Raw genomic sequence first — 16,163 nt, forward strand, 5'->3', positions numbered from 1 at the left:
AGGAGTAGGTCAATGGATACCACTGCCGATACCCCTTCTGACGTCACCCGACATGCGCCGATTACCCTGCGCCTGGTCATAGGTCTCGGCGTGTTGTTTGTCGCAGGTGTCCTGGTGGCCATCGCCGTGCTGTTCAACATCGCGCAGAAGCTGGACGCGGAGGACGTGGGCAAGACGCATTTCTATATCGAACGCGCCCTCGATAATCGAATCACGGCGTCGAAAAACTACATCACCAGTTACGCCTTCTGGACCACGGCGTATGAGCACCTCAATGGCGAAGTCGATGTGCAGTGGGCCTACGCCGAACAGAACATGGGCAAGACCCTGTTCACCAACGATGAGTATGAGGGTGTGTTTGTGATTGATCGCGAGCGCACCAAGTATGCGGTGGTACGTGGGCAGCATGTCCAGGCCGAGGCGACAGAATATATCGACACGCCATTGGCGGACCTGGTGGATCAGCTCCAGGCACAGGCCGACCTGACGATGCCGCTGATCCGCTACACGTTGTTCGACGGCTGGCCGGCCATTGTCACTGCATCGGTGATCACGCCCAACGACGAACGCCCCCAGGTCGATCGCCGTGGCACGTCGATGTTGCTGTTCGTCGATCAGTTAACGCCGGTCAAGCTGCGCAAGTTGGGCAAGGGCTATGGCCTCACCGACTTGAACCTGGTGAAGGATACGGCGTTGGCTTCCGACCAGCCCGCCGTGCCACTGGACAGCACCGGCTACAGCCTGGTGTCGCGGCTGGAACGGCCGGGCCAGCAACTGCTCTGGTCCCTGCTACCACCATTGGGCGGGGCGTTGCTGATCCTGGCGTTGCTCACCGCCTACTTTTTTCGATATGCCATGCGTACGGCTCGCCAGGTGGACGCCGGGTATGACAGCCTCGCAAAGTCGAAACAGGCCCTCGAGGCCAGCGAAGAACGCTTCCGCGCCGTGGCCGAGGCCGCGTCCGACTGGATCTGGGAAGTCGACAGCCATCGGCACATCACCTACCTGTCGGGGCGCTTCAACACGGTCACGGGTTTTTCCGACCAGCAATGGCTGGGGCAGGATATCGAACAGCTCTTGTACTGCGACACCACGCCGATTGCGTTGTGGCTAAGCAAACTGGACGAAGAACAGCACGCCAGCAACTTGCGTTGCTCGTACCGCGACCATTCCGGCCAATTGCGATTCTGTCGAGTGTCGGCGCGGCCCATCCATGACAAGGCCGTCGTAACCGGGTATCGCGGCACCGCCAGTGATATCACCGACGAGGTGGCGGCCCATGCCCAGGTCCAGCACCTGTCGATGCACGATGCCCTGACCGGCCTGCCGAACCGCAACAAATTGGCGCGTCACCTGGATGATGCCTTGGTGGCCAAGGAACATTCCGCGCCGCTGGCGCTGCTGATGGTGGACCTGGACAATTTCAAGCCGATCAACGATTCGCTCGGCCATCCAGCCGGTGATGCGGTCCTGCTGGACGTGGCCCAGCGGCTTCGCGACTGCACCCGTGAGCACGACATGGTGGCGCGCCTGGGCGGTGATGAATTTGTCGTCGTGCTCAGTGGGATGGAAAACACCACTGAGATTGACCGGTTCTGCGAACGGCTGATCGAAAGCCTGCAGCAGCCGATCCACTACGAGACTCACTCGCTGCACATAGGTGCCAGTATCGGCATCGCTGTCAGCCGCCGCCAAGGCTACGTGCCGGGCGAGCTGATCCGCTGCGCCGACATTGCCCTCTACCAGGCCAAGTCCGAGGGCAAGAAGACCTGGTGCTATTTTGCTTCGCACATGAACGATCAGATCCAGCATCGTCGCCAGCTGGAAAACGACCTGCGCCAGGCGGTGAAAAAAAACGAATTCGTCCTGCATTTCCAGCCGCGCTATACGGTCGATGGGCGGGAGATCGTGGCTGTCGAGGCGCTGGTCCGCTGGCAGCACCCAACCCAAGGCTTGCTGGGCCCCGATGCCTTTATTCCATTGGCCGAGCAAACCGACCTGATCGTTCCGCTTTCGCGCTGGGTGTTGCGCGAAGCCTGCGAAACCGCGCTGAGCTGGCCGCGCGCGCTGATGGTGTCGGTCAATCTGTCGCCGGCCCAATTCGAACGCAGCGACGTCGTGGAGGATGTGCGCCAGGTATTGATCGAAACCCATTTCCCGGCCAGTCGCCTGGAGTTGGAAATCACCGAGAACGTCATGCTCAACGATGTGGACGGCGCGCTGCAGGTCATGAACGCGCTCAAGGAACTGGGCGTGCGCTTGAACATGGATGATTTCGGTACCGGGTATTCGTCCCTTGGTTATTTGCGCACCTATCCGTTCGATGGCATCAAGATCGATAAGCGCTTCATCGCCTCGATGAGCAACAGCAGCAATGACCGCGCCGTGGTCCAGGCGATCATCAACCTAGGCAAGGCGATGGGCCTGACCGTGACCGCGGAAGGCGTGGAAACCCTGGCCCAACTGGGTTCGTTGGGCACCGATCAATGTCACGAAGTGCAAGGCTATTTCCTCAGCCGGCCTATCGACAAGCAGGCGTTTGCAGACCTGCTCGAAAGCGGTCGATCGTTGCCGCGAACCGGCTCCTGAGATTTGTTGCAACCTGTGCAGCTTGTCGCCGGTCACAGATAGTGTCTTGGCATATCGAGTTCATGGCCCATGAAAAACCTGCGGATCGCGACCTTCAACATCAACGGCATCCGGGCCCGGCTACCTAATCTGCTGGAGTGGCTGGAGCGGGAGAAACCAGACGTCGTCTGTTTGCAGGAACTCAAGGCGGCGGACAAGGACTTTCCCGCGGCGGAGCTGGAGTCGGTGGGGTATGGATCAATCTGGCATGGCCAGGCCTCATGGAATGGCGTCGCCATCCTGGCCCGCGATGCGCAGCCGCTGGAGAGCCGGCGCGGTTTGCCGGGCGGCGACGATGACAGCCACAGTCGTTACCTTGAAGCGGCGGTGCATGGCGTTCTGGTGGGGTGCCTTTATCTGCCCAACGGCAACCCACAGCCTGGTCCGAAGTTCGAATACAAACTGGCCTGGTTCGAGCGGCTGATCGATTATGCCCAAGGGCTGCAGGCGAGTGACCATCCGGTGGTGCTGGCTGGCGACTACAACGTGGTGCCCACTGACATGGACATCTACAACCCGCGCTCCTGGCTCAAGGATGCGCTGTTGCAGCCAGAAAGCCGCGAATGCTATCAGCGATTGCTGGACCAAGGCTGGACAGACGCATTGCGCCACCTCTACCCCGAGGAGCGGATCTACACCTTCTGGGATTATTTCCGTCAGCACTGGCAGAAGAATTCCGGGCTGCGCATCGACCACCTGTTGCTCAATCCGCTGGCCAGTGCCTACCTGAGCGAGGCGGGCGTGGACGCTTGGGTGAGGAACCAGCCACATCCCAGCGACCATGCCCCGACCTGGATCCGGTTGTCTTCGCGCAAGCGGCGTTGAACGGCGGCGTGGCACCCGGCAGATTGTCCGTGGACGGGAAATGCCTTATACCTGCCCAATCGCAGCGCGCTTATTGAAAACGCTGCACTCCACAGGAAAGGAAGTCCCCCATGAGCCAACTTCGACTGAGCGATACCGGTCGTTATCTGCGACGCCTGGGCTTCGACTCGGCACCGCCACCCACCCTTGAAACGCTGCGCCAGCTTCAATGGCGCCACACCGCCGAGTTCCCCTTTGAAACGCTTTCGACACTGCTGCGCGAACCCGTGCCGATCGACCTGGAGTCGGTGGAGCGGAAGGTTTTCGAACAGGGGCGCGGCGGTTATTGCTACGAACTCAATCAACTGTTCTTCGCGCTGTTGCAGGCGCTCGGCTTCAACGTCCGTGCGATCACCGGACGGGTGGTCATGAATGCCCCCGAAGGTGCCTGGACTGCACGGACCCATCGCTTGAGCCTGGTGACAATCGATGATGTTCGCTATATCACCGACGTCGGCTTCGGCGGCATGGTGCCGACTGCGCCGCTGCTGCTGGATAGCCGCGAGATGCAACTGACCCCGCATGAGCCGTATCGAATCGACGTCAACGAGGACGGCTATCTGTTGCGTGCAAAAGTCGCCGATGAATGGCGTCCGATGTACCTGTTCGATCTGCAATGCCAAGAGGAAATCGACTTCACCGTCGGCAATTGGTACGTCTGCTCCCACCCGGAATCACCGTTCATGGGCCGCCTGATGGTCGCTCGCACCGGCGATGGGGTGCGCAAGACCCTGAACGGCAACAGTTATGCGTTGCACCGAATCGGGCATGAAAGCGAGCGTCGCACCATCAACGACGCCGATGAGTTGATCGAGCTGTTGGAGAATGAGTTCAGCCTGCGAGTGCCGCCACTGGCCTCGCTGCGTCCGGCCATCGAGCAGCTATTGGTGTGACGTTTTGATCATTATGGTTTGGAAATTGCAGTCCTGTTGATGCCGCCACTGGCAACAAGTTGTATACAACTCTATGGACATTGGCCTGAGTTTTGAATACAGTGTGCGCATAACAAAAAACAGGGAACCCCCGAACCATGAAAACGCCCCATGTTTCACTCCCACGGCCCGAGGACGAAAACCTCGGCGTCGGCGCGAATATGGCTTACGGCCTGCAACATGTGTTGACCATGTATGGCGGCATCGTCGCGGTGCCCTTGATCATCGGCCAGGCGGCCGGACTGTCGCCGGCAGACATCGGTCTGCTCATCGCAGCCTCATTGTTCGCGGGGGGGCTGGCGACCCTGCTGCAAACCCTTGGCCTGCCGTTCTTTGGCTGCCAATTACCACTGGTCCAAGGTGTTTCGTTTTCAGGCGTCGCGACCATGGTTGCGATTGTTGGCACCGGTGGTGAAGGGGGCTTCCAGGCGATCCTTGGCGCGGTCATCGCCGCCTCCTTGATTGGTCTGTTGATCACCCCGGTGTTTTCGCGGATCACCCGGTTCTTCCCGCCACTGGTGACCGGCATCGTCATTACCACTATCGGCCTGACACTGATGCCAGTGGCGGCGCGCTGGGCGATGGGCGGCAATAGCCACGCCCCTGACTTCGGCAGCATGGCCAACATCGGCTTGGCTGCTGTGACGCTGGTACTGGTGTTGTTGTTGAGCAAAATGGGCAGCGCGACTATTTCCCGGCTGTCGATCCTGCTGGCGATGGTCATCGGTACGGTCATTGCGGTGTTCCTGGGCATGGCCGACTTTTCATCGGTCAGCGAAGGCCCGATGTTCGGTTTCCCAACGCCGTTCCACTTTGGCATGCCGACCTTTCATATCGCTGCGATTCTGTCGATGTGCATTGTGATCATGGTGACGCTGGTGGAGACCTCAGCCGACATCCTGGCGGTGGGCGAGATCATCGACACCAAGGTCGACTCCCGGCGGCTGGGCAACGGCTTGCGCGCTGACATGCTGTCGAGCATGATCGCGCCGATCTTCGGCTCGTTCACCCAGAGTGCCTTCGCCCAGAACGTCGGCCTGGTGGCGGTGACCGGTATCAAGAGTCGTTTCGTGGTGGCCACTGGCGGGATTTTCCTGGTGGTGCTCGGGCTGTTGCCGTTCATGGGCCGGGTGATTGCCGCCGTGCCGACGTCGGTACTCGGCGGTGCGGGTATCGTGCTGTTCGGTACCGTTGCGGCCAGCGGTATCCGGACCTTGTCGAAGGTCGATTACCGCAACAACGTCAACTTGATCATCGTCGCCACGTCTATCGGCTTCGGCATGATCCCCATCGCCGCGCCTAACTTCTACGATCATTTCCCAAGCTGGTTCGCAACTATTTTCCATTCCGGCATCAGCTCTTCGGCCATCATGGCGATTGTCCTGAACCTCGCCTTCAACCACCTCACCGCCGGTAATTCCGATCAACAATCGGTGTTCGCCGCCGGCACCGAGCGGGTCTTGCGGTATCAGGATCTGGCCGCGTTGCGCGAAGGCGACTATTTCAGCGACGGCAAACTGCACGACTGCGATGGCAATGAGATACCGGTGGTGGCGGTGCCTGACCATCTGGCGCCAGAGCATGGCCCGGCGCGTCTGAAAAGCAGCGAGCATGTCTGAATCCTGATAACAGGACTCCTTCATGAAAAAAGCAGCCTGGGGTCATCGACCGCAGGCTGCTTTTTTATTGCCTGATAACTGATTACCAGCGGCCGTAATGACCGCGTGGCGGGCCGTAGTAATAGCCCCGTGGTGGCCCGTAATAAACCGGAGCCGGGCGGTAGTAGATCGGTTGTTCCACGTACACCGGCTGCGGCTGGTAGTAGACCGGTGGGGGTTGCTGCACATAGACCGGTTGCGGTTGCACATAAACCGGCTGTTGGACGTACACCGGCCGGTCACGGCTGATGAGCGCGGAGCCGACGATGGCAGAGCCGACGATGGCGCCGAACACTGCGGGCCCCTCCCAACCACCGCGACCATGGGCGGATGCCTGGCCGGTGACCGCGAGTGCCCCCACGAGCAGGGCGATGATGGGGAGTGTGCGTTTCATGGCGATTCCTCGTTCCGGCCCCGGCGCCTGTGGTCTGCAACAGACCCAAGTAGGGGCGCGGGGATACTTGCTATGACAGCGATTTTCCCAGGATTTGCGACGCCGTTGGGTAAATATTGTGTAAGGTCTGTCGCTGATTTTTTTTACACAAACGGGCGAGTCGCTGCCCTACGCCCGGTGTCTGATCATCGAATAAACCGGTCAGGACGGCGATTCCGTTTGTCCGAAAAGTGCTCGGAGGAGACCCGTATGCAAATGAATCCCAACAAAGACACCCAGTTGTGCATGTCCCTGTCGGGGCGCCCAGGCAATTTCGGCCTGCGTTTCCACAATCATTTGTATGAACAATTAGGGCTGAACTTCTATTACAAGGCGTTCAGCAGCCAGGACCTGCCCGGGGCCGTGGGCGGTATCCGCGCCCTGGGGGTTCGTGGATGCGGTGTATCGATGCCGTTCAAGGAGGCTTGCATAGCCTTGGTCGATGAGCTGGATCCTTCCGCTGCGGCGATCCAGTCGATCAACACCATCGTCAATACCAACGGCCATTTGAAGGCGTATAACACCGATTACATCGCCGTCGCCCAACTATTGAAAAGCCATGCCGTGCCCACGGAGTCGACCTTCGCGCTACGGGGCAGTGGTGGCATGGCCAAGGCGGTCGCCAGCGCCTTGCGCGACGGGGGCTACAAAAACGGGCTGATCGTCGCTCGCAACGAAACCACCGGACGCGCCCTGGCCGATTCCCTGGGTTACGACTGGCAAGCCGAACTGGGAGAGCGTCGGCCACAGATGCTGATCAACGTGACGCCGATCGGAATGACCGGGGGCGTGGAGGCGGATCAGCTGGCATTCGAGCCGTCCGCCATTACCGCTGCCGAGACCGTGTTCGATGTCGTGGCGATTCCCTCGGAAACGCCGTTGATCGTGCGCGCCAGGGCGGAAGGCAAGCGGGTCATCACAGGGCTGGAAGTCATCGCGATCCAGGCCCTGGAGCAGTTTGTCCTGTACACCGGCGTGCGGCCCAACCTGGAGCAGTTCGAAAAAGCCGTGGCTTTCGCCCGGGCCGCGTAGCGCTGTTATTCCAACCGCGCCAGCCGTTCCTCCAGCGCCGCGATGCGCGCTTCGAGCTCTTCGATGCGCTCCAGCGACACGCCGCCAGCGGTGTTGCGCTCGGCGGGCTGGTGGCGGGCGGTGAGGATGGCCTCGATGTCCGCCGGATCGCCCATGGCATGCACATAACGGTCTTCACGTTGGCCGGCCTGGCGCGGAACCAATAGCGCCAGGCCGCGGGCAATCAGGCGCTCAAGCTGATGCACGACCTGCTCGGTGTCTTCGAAATCGTGCATGCGGCCGCTGCGGGTCAGCAGTTCATTGACCGTTTGTGGGCCGCGCAGGAACAGCAGGCCCATCAGGATCACTTGGGCTGGCACCAATTCCAGCGCCTTGTCGACCCGGTGCTCCCAGCGGTCGGCGCGGCTGCCCATGACCAATCGGGTAAAGCCGCGGCCTTCCAAGGCTCGCAGGCTCTGGCCGACCTGGCCTGGATTGAGATTGGTCACCGGTTCGCGGCTGGTTTTCTGGTTGCAGGCCAGCACCAGGGCGTTAAGGGTGAGAGGATAGGTCTCGGGATTGGTGGCCTGTTTTTCGATCAGTGCACCGAGAATGCGGATTTCTATGCTGGTGAGCCGTGGTTCGTCGGCCGGGCTTTGTTCTTCGATGCTCATCGCGCGTTCCCTATGCTGTGGAAGCCGCCTAGCGTAATCCTTGCGCAATAAAAGACAAGGTGCGTAACAAGCCGTGGCTATAATCGCCCACGTTCGATGTATTCCCTTCTATCACTCGCATGAGATTGCCATGACACTTTCCCTGTATGCCGCTTCCGTCCCGGTCTTCAAGCAGATGCTCAATGCCCTGAGCGACGTCCTGAACAAGGCCGAGGCCCACGCCACTTCGAAGAACATCGACCCGAACGCTTTCCTGCAGGCCCGCCTGTTCCCTGACATGTTCCCGCTGGTGCGCCAGGTGCAGATCGCCGTGGACTTCGCCAAGGGTGTTTCCGCGCGCCTGGCCGAGGTTGAGGTGCCGAAATATGACGACAGCGAGACCACCTTCGCCGAGCTGCAAGCGTTGATCACCAAGGTGCTGGCCTTCATCGAAGGGATCAAGCCTGAGCAGATCGATGGCAAGGAAGGCATCGAGATCGTGACGCGTCCGGGCACGCCGAAGGAGAAGCGCTTCACTGGCCAGAATTATTTGCTGACCTATGGCCTGCCGCAGTTTTTCTTCCATGTGACGACCGCGTACGCATTGTTGCGTCATAACGGCGTGGAAGTGGGCAAGCGTGATTACATGGGCGCTTTCTAAAGCCACCGCCATGAAAAAGCCCGGAACGGTGCGAGCCGTTCCGGGCTTTTCTTTTTTGCGGGGCTGTACGGTTTACGCAGTACGCTGCGCTCGCTCTTCCTCGCCCAGGCAAGCCGCCGCCGTGAACAAGACATCGGTGGACGAGTTCAAAGCCGTTTCAGCCGAATCCTGCAGCACACCGATGATGAAGCCCACCGCAACCACCTGCATGGCGATTTCACTGGGGATACCGAACAGGCTGCACGCCAGCGGGATCAGCAACAGCGAACCACCGGCAACGCCGGAAGCACCGCAGGCGCAGATCGCTGCGACGACGCTCAATAGCACGGCCGTTGGTACATCCACCACAATGCCGAGCGTATGCACGGCCGCCAATGTCAGGACCGTGATGGTGATGGCCGCGCCGGCCATGTTGATGGTAGCGCCCAACGGGATGGAAACCGAGTAAGTATCTTCATGCAGGCCAAGACGTTTGCTCAGTTCCAGGTTCACCGGAATGTTCGCCGCCGAGCTGCGGGTGAAGAACGCGGTGATGCCGCTCTCGCGCAGGCAGGTGAACACCAGTGGGTACGGGTTGCGACGCAGTTTCCAGAACACGATGAGCGGATTGACCACCAGCGCCACGAACAGCATGCAGCCGATCAGCACGGTCAACAGGTGCAGGTAGCCGAGCAGGGCGCTGAAACCGGAGGTGGCGAGGGTCGAGGCCACCAGTCCGAAAATCCCCAGCGGGGCGAAGCTGATGACCAGCCGTACGATCACCGTCACGCCGTTGGACAGGTCTTCCAGCACGGTGCGCGTGGTTTGGCCCGCGTGGCGAATGGCGATGCCCATGCCGATGGCCCAGGCCAGGATGCCGATGAAGTTGCCGGTCATTAACGCACGGACCGGGTTATCGACCACGCTGAGCGCCAGGCTTTGCAATACTTCGCTGATGCCGCCTGGCGCCGTGACGGCAACGTCCTGGGTGGCCAGCACCAGGCTGGAGGGGAACAACGTGCTGGCAATGACCGCGACCACTGCCGCGGCAAAAGTGCCCAGCAGATACAGGAACAGGATGGGCCGGATGTGGGTTTCCTGGCCGTGCTTGTGGTTGGCGATGGAGGCCATGACGAGTACGAACACCAGGATCGGCGCCACGGCCTTGAGCGCGGATACAAACACCTTGCCGATGAACTCGGTGGATTTCGCCAGATCTGGCGCCAGCCATGCCAGGACAATACCGGCGATCAGGCCGATGATGATTCGCGTGACCAGGCCAGTCTGTTTGAGGCGTTGCAAAAGTGAAGGGGACACAGCAGTCATAACGGCATCTCTGATTTTTTTATGTGCAACGGTCAGCCAATCAGGGCAACAAGCGGGCAGGCCACATGAGCTGGACCGAAAAGAAGGTGGAGCAATTTGCAGGCCGCGGACTTTATCACAGCCCGACGAAAAATCTGACGGACCTGTGACGATCCGTCACCCGCACGTTTAAGCGCATTTTGCCGGAAGGAACATTCTGTTAGGCTTTGTTTTCCTCACCTTTCAATATCTCCAGCGGGCCCTTGGCTAACGCTGGTGTCGTCGTTTTGCTGGAGTCTTGCATGCTGTTGCCCATCTTCCTGTTGTCTGCCGCCGGATTTACGGTGCTGACCACGGAATTCATCATCGTCGGCCTGCTCCCCGCCATTGCCCGCGATCTTCAGGTCAGCATTCCCCAGGCCGGGCTGCTGGTGACCTTGTTTGCGTTTACGGTGGCGGCGTTCGGGCCGTTCCTGACCGCCTGGTTCGCCCGTGTCGAGCGGCGCAAATTGTTCATCAGCGTGCTGGTGATGTTCGGCCTGGCCAACACGTTGGCAGCGCTGGCTCCGAATATCTGGGTGATGGCCGTTGCCCGGTTGATCCCGGCGCTGGGCCTGCCAGTGTTCTGGGCGTTGGCCAGTGAAACGGCGGTGGACATCGTCGGGCCGCAGTTCGCCGGGCGTGCCATCGCCAGGATCGGTTTTGGCATCGTCTGCGCCACCGTGTTCGGCATCCCGGTGGGCACGCTGATCTCCGATGCGTTTGGCTGGCGCAGTGCTTTTGCGATCCTGGCGGTCATCGCGTTTGCCAAGGCGCTGCTGCTGTTCATTTACCTGCCGAAGACGAACCTGCATCAGCATCAGGTGAGCTTTCGCTCGCAATTCAAGATCTTGCGCAGCCCTTTGATGCAAGGGCATGTGCTGCTTTCGATCCTGGTCTTCAGCGGCATGTTCACTGCCTATACCTACCTGGCGGATATTCTTGAACGCCTGGCCGGCTTCGACGGCACGCTCGTGGGCTGGTGCTTGATGGGCTTCGGCGCCGTGGGCTTGCTGGGCAATTCCCTGGGCGGTCGCGCGGTGGACCGGCACCCGTTGATCGCGTCGATGGTGTTCTGCCTGTTCATGATCGGCGGGATGGTGGCACTGGTGCCAAGCATTCATTCGACTCTGGGTCTGGCGGCTGCGATGGGGATTTGGGGGGTGACCCAAGCGGCTTTGTTTCTGGTCAGCCACGTACGGCTGATGAAAGCCGCACCCGAGGCACCGGCGTTCGCGGCGTCGCTGAACATCGCTGGCGCCAACCTGGGCATTGGCCTGGGCGCGATGGTGGGCGGGCGGGTCATTGATACCCTGGGGTTGGGCAATGTCGGTTTCGCGGCGGCCGGATTCATCCTGGTGTCGATATTGTTGGCGTTGCTTTTGATGACCTTCAAGCCTCGTGCGGCCTGCGCTTAGACGCTGAACAGCTCGCGGCGCGCACCTTCGGCGATGGCGACGATGCCCGGATGGCTGACCTTGCGCTCCACGGAGATGGCGTAGAAGGACTCGCTCACTGCATCAGTCTGGCCGATGACTTGCACGCCGTATTGCCGCTTGACCTCTTCAGCGATCACGCTGGGGCCGATGAAAATCCCGCTGCCGGATTGACCAAACGCCTGCATCAGCGCGCTGTCGTCGAATTCACCGACGATGCGCGGTTGGATCTGCTGCTCGGCGAACCAGCGTTGCAGGCGGCTGCGGATCACGGTTTCCGGCCCAGGGATCAGCAGCGGGGCGTCATGCAGGCCGTGGGGGAAATCCCGTCCATGACGATCGGCCAGCGCGGCGGTGGCGAAAAAACTGATTCCGCATTCTCCCAGCTTCTGGCTGAAGCCCTTGATATCCAGGTGGCTCGGCATCGGGCTGTCGGAAATCACCAGGTCCAGGCGCTGGATTGCCAGGTCTGCCAACAGCCGTTCGAGCTTGTCTTCGCGACAGGTGATGCGCAGCGGTTCAGTCAGTTCCATGGTCGGCGCCAGCAGCCGATAGACAATCGATTTGGGCACGACATCCGCCACCCCGACCCGAAACAATGTTTGCTGCTCGTTGGGCTGCGCCCGCAGCATCAGTTCCAGTTCGCCGCCCAGTTGGAACATATGCTCGGCATACGGCAATGTCTGGCGGCCGGCCTCGGTCAGTTCCAGTTGGCGTCCGACACGGCGGAACAGCTTGATGTTATAGGTCTGTTCGAACAGCGAAATCTGTCCGCTGATGGTCTGTGGGGTCAGGTTCAGTTGCTCGCAGGCACGCACAATGCTCCCGGTTTTCGCCACCACCCAGAAATAATGCAACTGCCGATAATTGAGCATGACATTGGCCGCTTCGTAAAAACCGAAGTATAACCGCCAAAAATACGAATTTTCCTGAAGTATTTCCGTCTCTAGAATTCCGGGCCATCGGTGAGCCATCTTTTGTGCTCGGTCTATTCTCTGAGAGGCACTGTCCATGATGCATAGAAACCTGGGGCTCGCAGCCTTGCTGTCGTTGTCGTCGGTGGCCCTGGTGGGCTGTGAACAAGCGGAAAAAAGCGCTCAGCAACTTGCCCAGCAATTGAAGGAACAAGCGGTCGAAACGGCCAAGCAGGCCATTGACGATACGCACAAGGCGGCCGAACAAGCCCTCAGCGACGCCACGGGTGGGCTGATCAGTCCCAAGAAAGCGCCTGAAGAAGACGCTGAAGAATCTGAAACCTCCACCAAGACCCTCTAACCCCGTCTAATCGAGTCAGGACTGACCCATGGATTATCTGTTACAACTCGCCGCCAGCCCCACCGCCTGGATTGCCCTTGCAACCCTGGTTGTCATGGAAATCGTGCTCGGCATCGATAACCTGATCTTCATTTCGATTCTGACCAACAAGCTGCCCGAGCAACACCGTGTCAAGGCACGACGGGTAGGCATCGGCATGGCGCTGATCCTGCGCCTGGGCCTGTTGAGCACCATCGCCTTCATCGTGCAGTTGACGGAGCCGGTCGTCGAAATTCTCGGCCAGGCGTTTTCATGGAAGGACATGATCCTGATTGCTGGCGGCCTGTTCCTGCTATGGAAAGCCACCACCGAGATTCACCACAGCATGGACCCGGCGCCCAACGACCCCAAGTCGGCCTCGTCTGGCGTTACCCTGGGTTTTGCCGCCGCGATCGGTCAGATCCTGATGCTTGACCTGGTGTTTTCCATCGACAGCATCATTACAGCGGTGGGCATGACCGAGCACCTGCCGATCATGATCATTGCCGTGGTGGTTTCGGTCCTGGTGATGCTGCTGGCGGCCGAGCCGTTGGCGAAGTTCATCAATGACAACCCCACCGTGGTCATGTTGGCCCTGGGCTTCCTGATCATGATCGGCATGACGCTGATCGCCGAAGGTTTCGGTGCCCATGTGCCTAAGGGCTATATCTATGCGGCGATGGCCTTCTCGGCGGCGATCGAGGTGTTGAACATGTTGTCCCGGCGCGCCAGGGAAAAGGCGATGGTCGAGAACAACTGATTCAACGTGAAAAAAGCCGCCCCGGTCCAACGCCGGGGCGGCTTTTTCATGAGAGGCCGATAAATATCAATGTGCCGCGGCGTGGCCCCTGGCGGGTTTCGAGTTTTGCCGCGCAGGGCTGTGATGGTGACGCCGGGCGATCCGCAACACGCCCCATAACATGGCGGTGGCTACGCTCAACCAGCCGAATATCAGCATCAGAATAGTCGTCGTCAGGCTCATCTGTGCCTCCTTCTGCCCAAGGCCGGGCAATGCACTCATTACAATGGACAGTCTAGTCGCTGAAGTGTTACGAGCAGTCGATCCGTAGAATCGACCAACGGATCGGTTCGTTCTATTGCGAGGGTGAAACTGTCGTTAATGGCTATACCCAGGCTTGCGGGCGCCTTATGATCGTCCGCCCAAGCCCAAGCCCAAGCCCAAGCCCAAGCCCGGCCCGGATGCCGGGTCTGCTTTAACGAGAGAGTCGTTATGTCGCCGGTCATTTCATCTTTTCGATCACTGGTACTGGCGGCGTCCTGCCTCGTCGCCCTGGTGGGGTGCGCGGGGAGCGTGTCGCCGCAGATCCAGCGCCTGCCAGAACGGGTGGAACTCAACAGCGTGCCGTTCTATAGGGGCGAAATGTATCAGGGCGCCCCGCAGTCGCTGGCGGCGCTGCTGACTTTGCAGGGCACCGTCATCACCCCGGGACTGTTGGAAAAACCTCTGCACTTGCCGGGTGGCGAGCCTCGGTTGCAGCAGAACCTGCAAACCCTGGCGCGAGAGTATGGGCTCGTGGTCTATCCGCTCGACAGCGAGCTTGGCGCGTTGCTTGAACAGGTGGCGGCGGGTTATCCCGTGCTGTTGCGCTACACCGAGGGTTCGGCGTTCTGGTCCGGCCCGCGATACGCCATTCTTGCGGGGTATAACCGACAGAAACGCACCGTGCTGCTGCGCTCCGGGATGAACCGGCGATCGTTGATGAGTTTTAGTGCGTTCGAATCAGCATTCAAGGGCGCAGGGGGTTGGGCGGTGCTGGTCCAGCAACCTACGCAGCTTCCGGCCAATGTCGACTCGCAGCGTTGGCTGAAGGCCGCCGGTGAATTGGGCGGGTCAGGGCAGGAGCAGGCGGCAGCGCGCGCCACCAAGGCATTGGGGAACGCACACTGAAGTGACATCCCCGTTCGTCACCTGTCGGGCACGACCATGCTTGCCTCGGGTTCTTATCGTCAGGGCCTGGAGTTTCCGGGCCATGATTCAAGGAGGCAGCAATGGCACAGTCGAAAACACCTTCGGGGCCGCATTCTTCCGAGCATTCATCCGGCGATGACGATCTGGGGTTCGATCCGGATTCACCGGATCTCGACGATCCTCAAGTCGACCCGATAGGTCCCGCGAAGGCGCCCCGGGATGAGAAGGATCAGGATCCGCCTTCTTCCAAGCCTTATGATCCATTGGGCGATCTGAAGCCCTGAATGTGAATAGCCCCGACGAGTCGGGGCTATTCATTGTGGGCGTATCCGCCTTATTTGGACGCTTCCACCACGCCGCTCTGGCGACTCTTGAGGTTCTTGGCGGCTTTGTATTGCAAGGCAACTGCCGGAACGCTGGCGCTTTTCCCCGTCTCCACCCAGCTGCGGATACGGCTGGCGTCGGCGAAGTGAGTGTATTTGCCGAACGCATCGAGAATGACCAAGGCCATCGGCCGATTCCCCATCTTGGTCAACAGGACAAGGCAATGGCCTGCCTCGTTGGTGAAGCCGGTCTTGGTCAGTTGGATGTCCCAGTTGGCCTTGTGCACCAGATGATCGGTGTTGCGGAAACCGAGACTGTAGACCGGTTTACGGAACGTCACCGTCTTTTCCTTGGTGGTGCTCAGTTCACTCAACAGCGGGTATTTGCGAGCGGCCATCAGGAGTTTTGTCAGGTCGCGGGCGGTCGACACGTTGTGGATAGACAGGCCGGTCGGCTCGACGTAATGGGTGCTGGTCATGCCGAGGGCCTTGGCCTTGGCATTCATCGCCGCGATAAACGCCGCGTAGCCGCCCGGATAGTGATGGGCGAGGCTGGCCGCAGCGCGGTTTTCCGACGACATCAGTGCGATCAACAACGTATCACGGCGGGACAGTTCGCTGTTGAGCTTGACCCGGGAGAACACGCCTTTCATTTCCGGCGTGTTGGTGATGGTCATGGAGATGTATTCGTCGAGGTCCTGCTTGGCGTCTAGCACGATCAGCCCCGTCATCAACTTGGTCACCGATGCAATCGGCACCACGACGTCCGGATTGCTCGAATAAACCACCTTGTCTGTCTGTAAATCCAACAGGATGGCGCTGCCGGAGGCGACTTGAAGTTTCGATGTGTCCCGTGGCGCCGCGATGGTTTCCTGCGCATTGACGTTTTGCGTGATGAAGGTGCCTGAGAAAGCGAAAAACAGGCTGAGGATCGAAAGACGAATTTTCACGCGAGTAGACTCGATGGAGTTAAAAAGGCCATTAAACAGCGGCTTGTTGAAAAAACGCCGCATTTTAT

The 16,163-nt window shown here is 59.9% G+C and carries 17 protein-coding genes; 11 read left to right on the forward strand and 6 right to left on the reverse strand.

All coding sequences use genetic code 11. The features are described from left to right. The first annotated feature begins 12 nt into the window (after nt 1-12). The 4 genes from KSS97_RS10295 (at nt 13) to KSS97_RS10310 (ending at nt 6,043) form a co-directional block, all read left to right on the forward strand. Nucleotides 13-2,589: a bifunctional diguanylate cyclase/phosphodiesterase gene (locus KSS97_RS10295; RefSeq protein ID WP_198797803.1), complete on the forward strand. Its 2,577-nt coding sequence runs from the start codon at nt 13-15 to the stop codon at nt 2,587-2,589. 69 nt (nt 2,590-2,658) lie between these two features. Next, nucleotides 2,659-3,453, forward strand: a complete 795-nt coding sequence (gene xth / locus KSS97_RS10300; protein WP_030140005.1) for an exodeoxyribonuclease III — start codon at nt 2,659-2,661, stop codon at nt 3,451-3,453. A 110-nt stretch (nt 3,454-3,563) separates the two neighbouring features. Further along, nucleotides 3,564-4,385, forward strand: a complete 822-nt coding sequence (locus KSS97_RS10305; RefSeq protein ID WP_217861573.1) for an arylamine N-acetyltransferase family protein — start codon at nt 3,564-3,566, stop codon at nt 4,383-4,385. Between the two features lie 137 nt (nt 4,386-4,522). Next, nucleotides 4,523-6,043, forward strand: coding sequence for a nucleobase:cation symporter-2 family protein (locus KSS97_RS10310; protein WP_198797802.1), 1,521 nt, complete (start codon nt 4,523-4,525; stop codon nt 6,041-6,043). Nucleotides 6,044-6,125: 82 nt separating this feature from the next. Here the strand turns inward: KSS97_RS10310 and KSS97_RS10315 are convergent, their stop codons facing one another. Then, nucleotides 6,126-6,476, reverse strand: coding sequence for a hypothetical protein (locus KSS97_RS10315; RefSeq protein ID WP_198797801.1), 351 nt, complete (start codon nt 6,474-6,476; stop codon nt 6,126-6,128). Nucleotides 6,477-6,725: 249 nt separating this feature from the next. Between KSS97_RS10315 and KSS97_RS10320 the strand changes: the two genes are divergently transcribed. Continuing rightward, a complete protein-coding gene (locus KSS97_RS10320; RefSeq protein WP_217861574.1) occupies nt 6,726-7,547 on the forward strand; it encodes a shikimate 5-dehydrogenase in 822 nt (273 codons plus the stop codon). A 5-nt stretch (nt 7,548-7,552) separates the two neighbouring features. Here the strand turns inward: KSS97_RS10320 and KSS97_RS10325 are convergent, their stop codons facing one another. Then, a complete protein-coding gene (locus KSS97_RS10325; protein ID WP_217861575.1) occupies nt 7,553-8,200 on the reverse strand; it encodes a YceH family protein in 648 nt (215 codons plus the stop codon). 130 nt (nt 8,201-8,330) lie between these two features. Between KSS97_RS10325 and KSS97_RS10330 the strand changes: the two genes are divergently transcribed. After that, nucleotides 8,331-8,840, forward strand: a complete 510-nt coding sequence (locus tag KSS97_RS10330) for a DUF1993 domain-containing protein (protein WP_030140010.1) — start codon at nt 8,331-8,333, stop codon at nt 8,838-8,840. Between the two features lie 72 nt (nt 8,841-8,912). On the opposite strand, the gene sstT is transcribed toward KSS97_RS10330, so the two are convergent. Beyond that, a complete protein-coding gene (gene sstT / locus KSS97_RS10335; RefSeq protein ID WP_030140011.1) occupies nt 8,913-10,145 on the reverse strand; it encodes a serine/threonine transporter SstT in 1,233 nt (410 codons plus the stop codon). Between the two features lie 281 nt (nt 10,146-10,426). Between sstT and KSS97_RS10340 the strand changes: the two genes are divergently transcribed. Beyond that, entirely contained in the window at nt 10,427-11,581 is a 1,155-nt protein-coding gene (locus KSS97_RS10340; protein WP_030140012.1) for an MFS transporter, read from the forward strand. On the opposite strand, the gene nhaR is transcribed toward KSS97_RS10340, so the two are convergent. Beyond that, nucleotides 11,578-12,474 carry a transcriptional activator NhaR gene (gene nhaR / locus KSS97_RS10345; protein ID WP_030140013.1) on the reverse strand — a complete coding sequence of 299 codons (897 nt, stop codon included), beginning with the start codon at nt 12,472-12,474 and terminating at the stop codon, nt 11,578-11,580. The genes KSS97_RS10340 and nhaR overlap by 4 nt on opposite strands. A gap of 136 nt (nt 12,475-12,610) precedes the next feature. On the opposite strand from nhaR, the gene KSS97_RS10350 reads away from it, so the two are divergent. Together KSS97_RS10350 and KSS97_RS10355 are read left to right on the forward strand one after the other, a co-directional pair. After that, the gene (locus KSS97_RS10350; protein ID WP_030140014.1) at nt 12,611-12,874 is read left to right on the forward strand and encodes a hypothetical protein; all 264 of its coding nucleotides are present in this window, start codon (nt 12,611-12,613) and stop codon (nt 12,872-12,874) included. Nucleotides 12,875-12,902: 28 nt separating this feature from the next. Then, nucleotides 12,903-13,652, forward strand: coding sequence for a TerC family protein (locus KSS97_RS10355; RefSeq protein WP_217861576.1), 750 nt, complete (start codon nt 12,903-12,905; stop codon nt 13,650-13,652). 66 nt (nt 13,653-13,718) lie between these two features. Here the strand turns inward: KSS97_RS10355 and KSS97_RS10360 are convergent, their stop codons facing one another. Further along, on the reverse strand, nt 13,719-13,874 hold the full coding sequence (locus tag KSS97_RS10360) for a hypothetical protein (protein ID WP_187293323.1): 156 nt from the start codon (nt 13,872-13,874) through the stop codon (nt 13,719-13,721). Nucleotides 13,875-14,123: 249 nt separating this feature from the next. On the opposite strand from KSS97_RS10360, the gene KSS97_RS10365 reads away from it, so the two are divergent. After that, nucleotides 14,124-14,801, forward strand: coding sequence for a peptidase C39 family protein (locus tag KSS97_RS10365; protein ID WP_217861577.1), 678 nt, complete (start codon nt 14,124-14,126; stop codon nt 14,799-14,801). 101 nt (nt 14,802-14,902) lie between these two features. Beyond that, the gene (locus KSS97_RS10370; RefSeq protein WP_030140017.1) at nt 14,903-15,106 is read left to right on the forward strand and encodes a DUF6021 family protein; all 204 of its coding nucleotides are present in this window, start codon (nt 14,903-14,905) and stop codon (nt 15,104-15,106) included. Between the two features lie 50 nt (nt 15,107-15,156). On the opposite strand, the gene pbpG is transcribed toward KSS97_RS10370, so the two are convergent. Beyond that, the gene (gene pbpG / locus KSS97_RS10375) at nt 15,157-16,095 is read right to left on the reverse strand and encodes a D-alanyl-D-alanine endopeptidase (protein ID WP_030140018.1); all 939 of its coding nucleotides are present in this window, start codon (nt 16,093-16,095) and stop codon (nt 15,157-15,159) included. Nucleotides 16,096-16,163 lie beyond the last annotated feature (68 nt).

It is taken from the genome of Pseudomonas alvandae, assembly GCF_019141525.1.
GTDB lineage: Bacteria > Pseudomonadota > Gammaproteobacteria > Pseudomonadales > Pseudomonadaceae > Aquipseudomonas > Aquipseudomonas alvandae.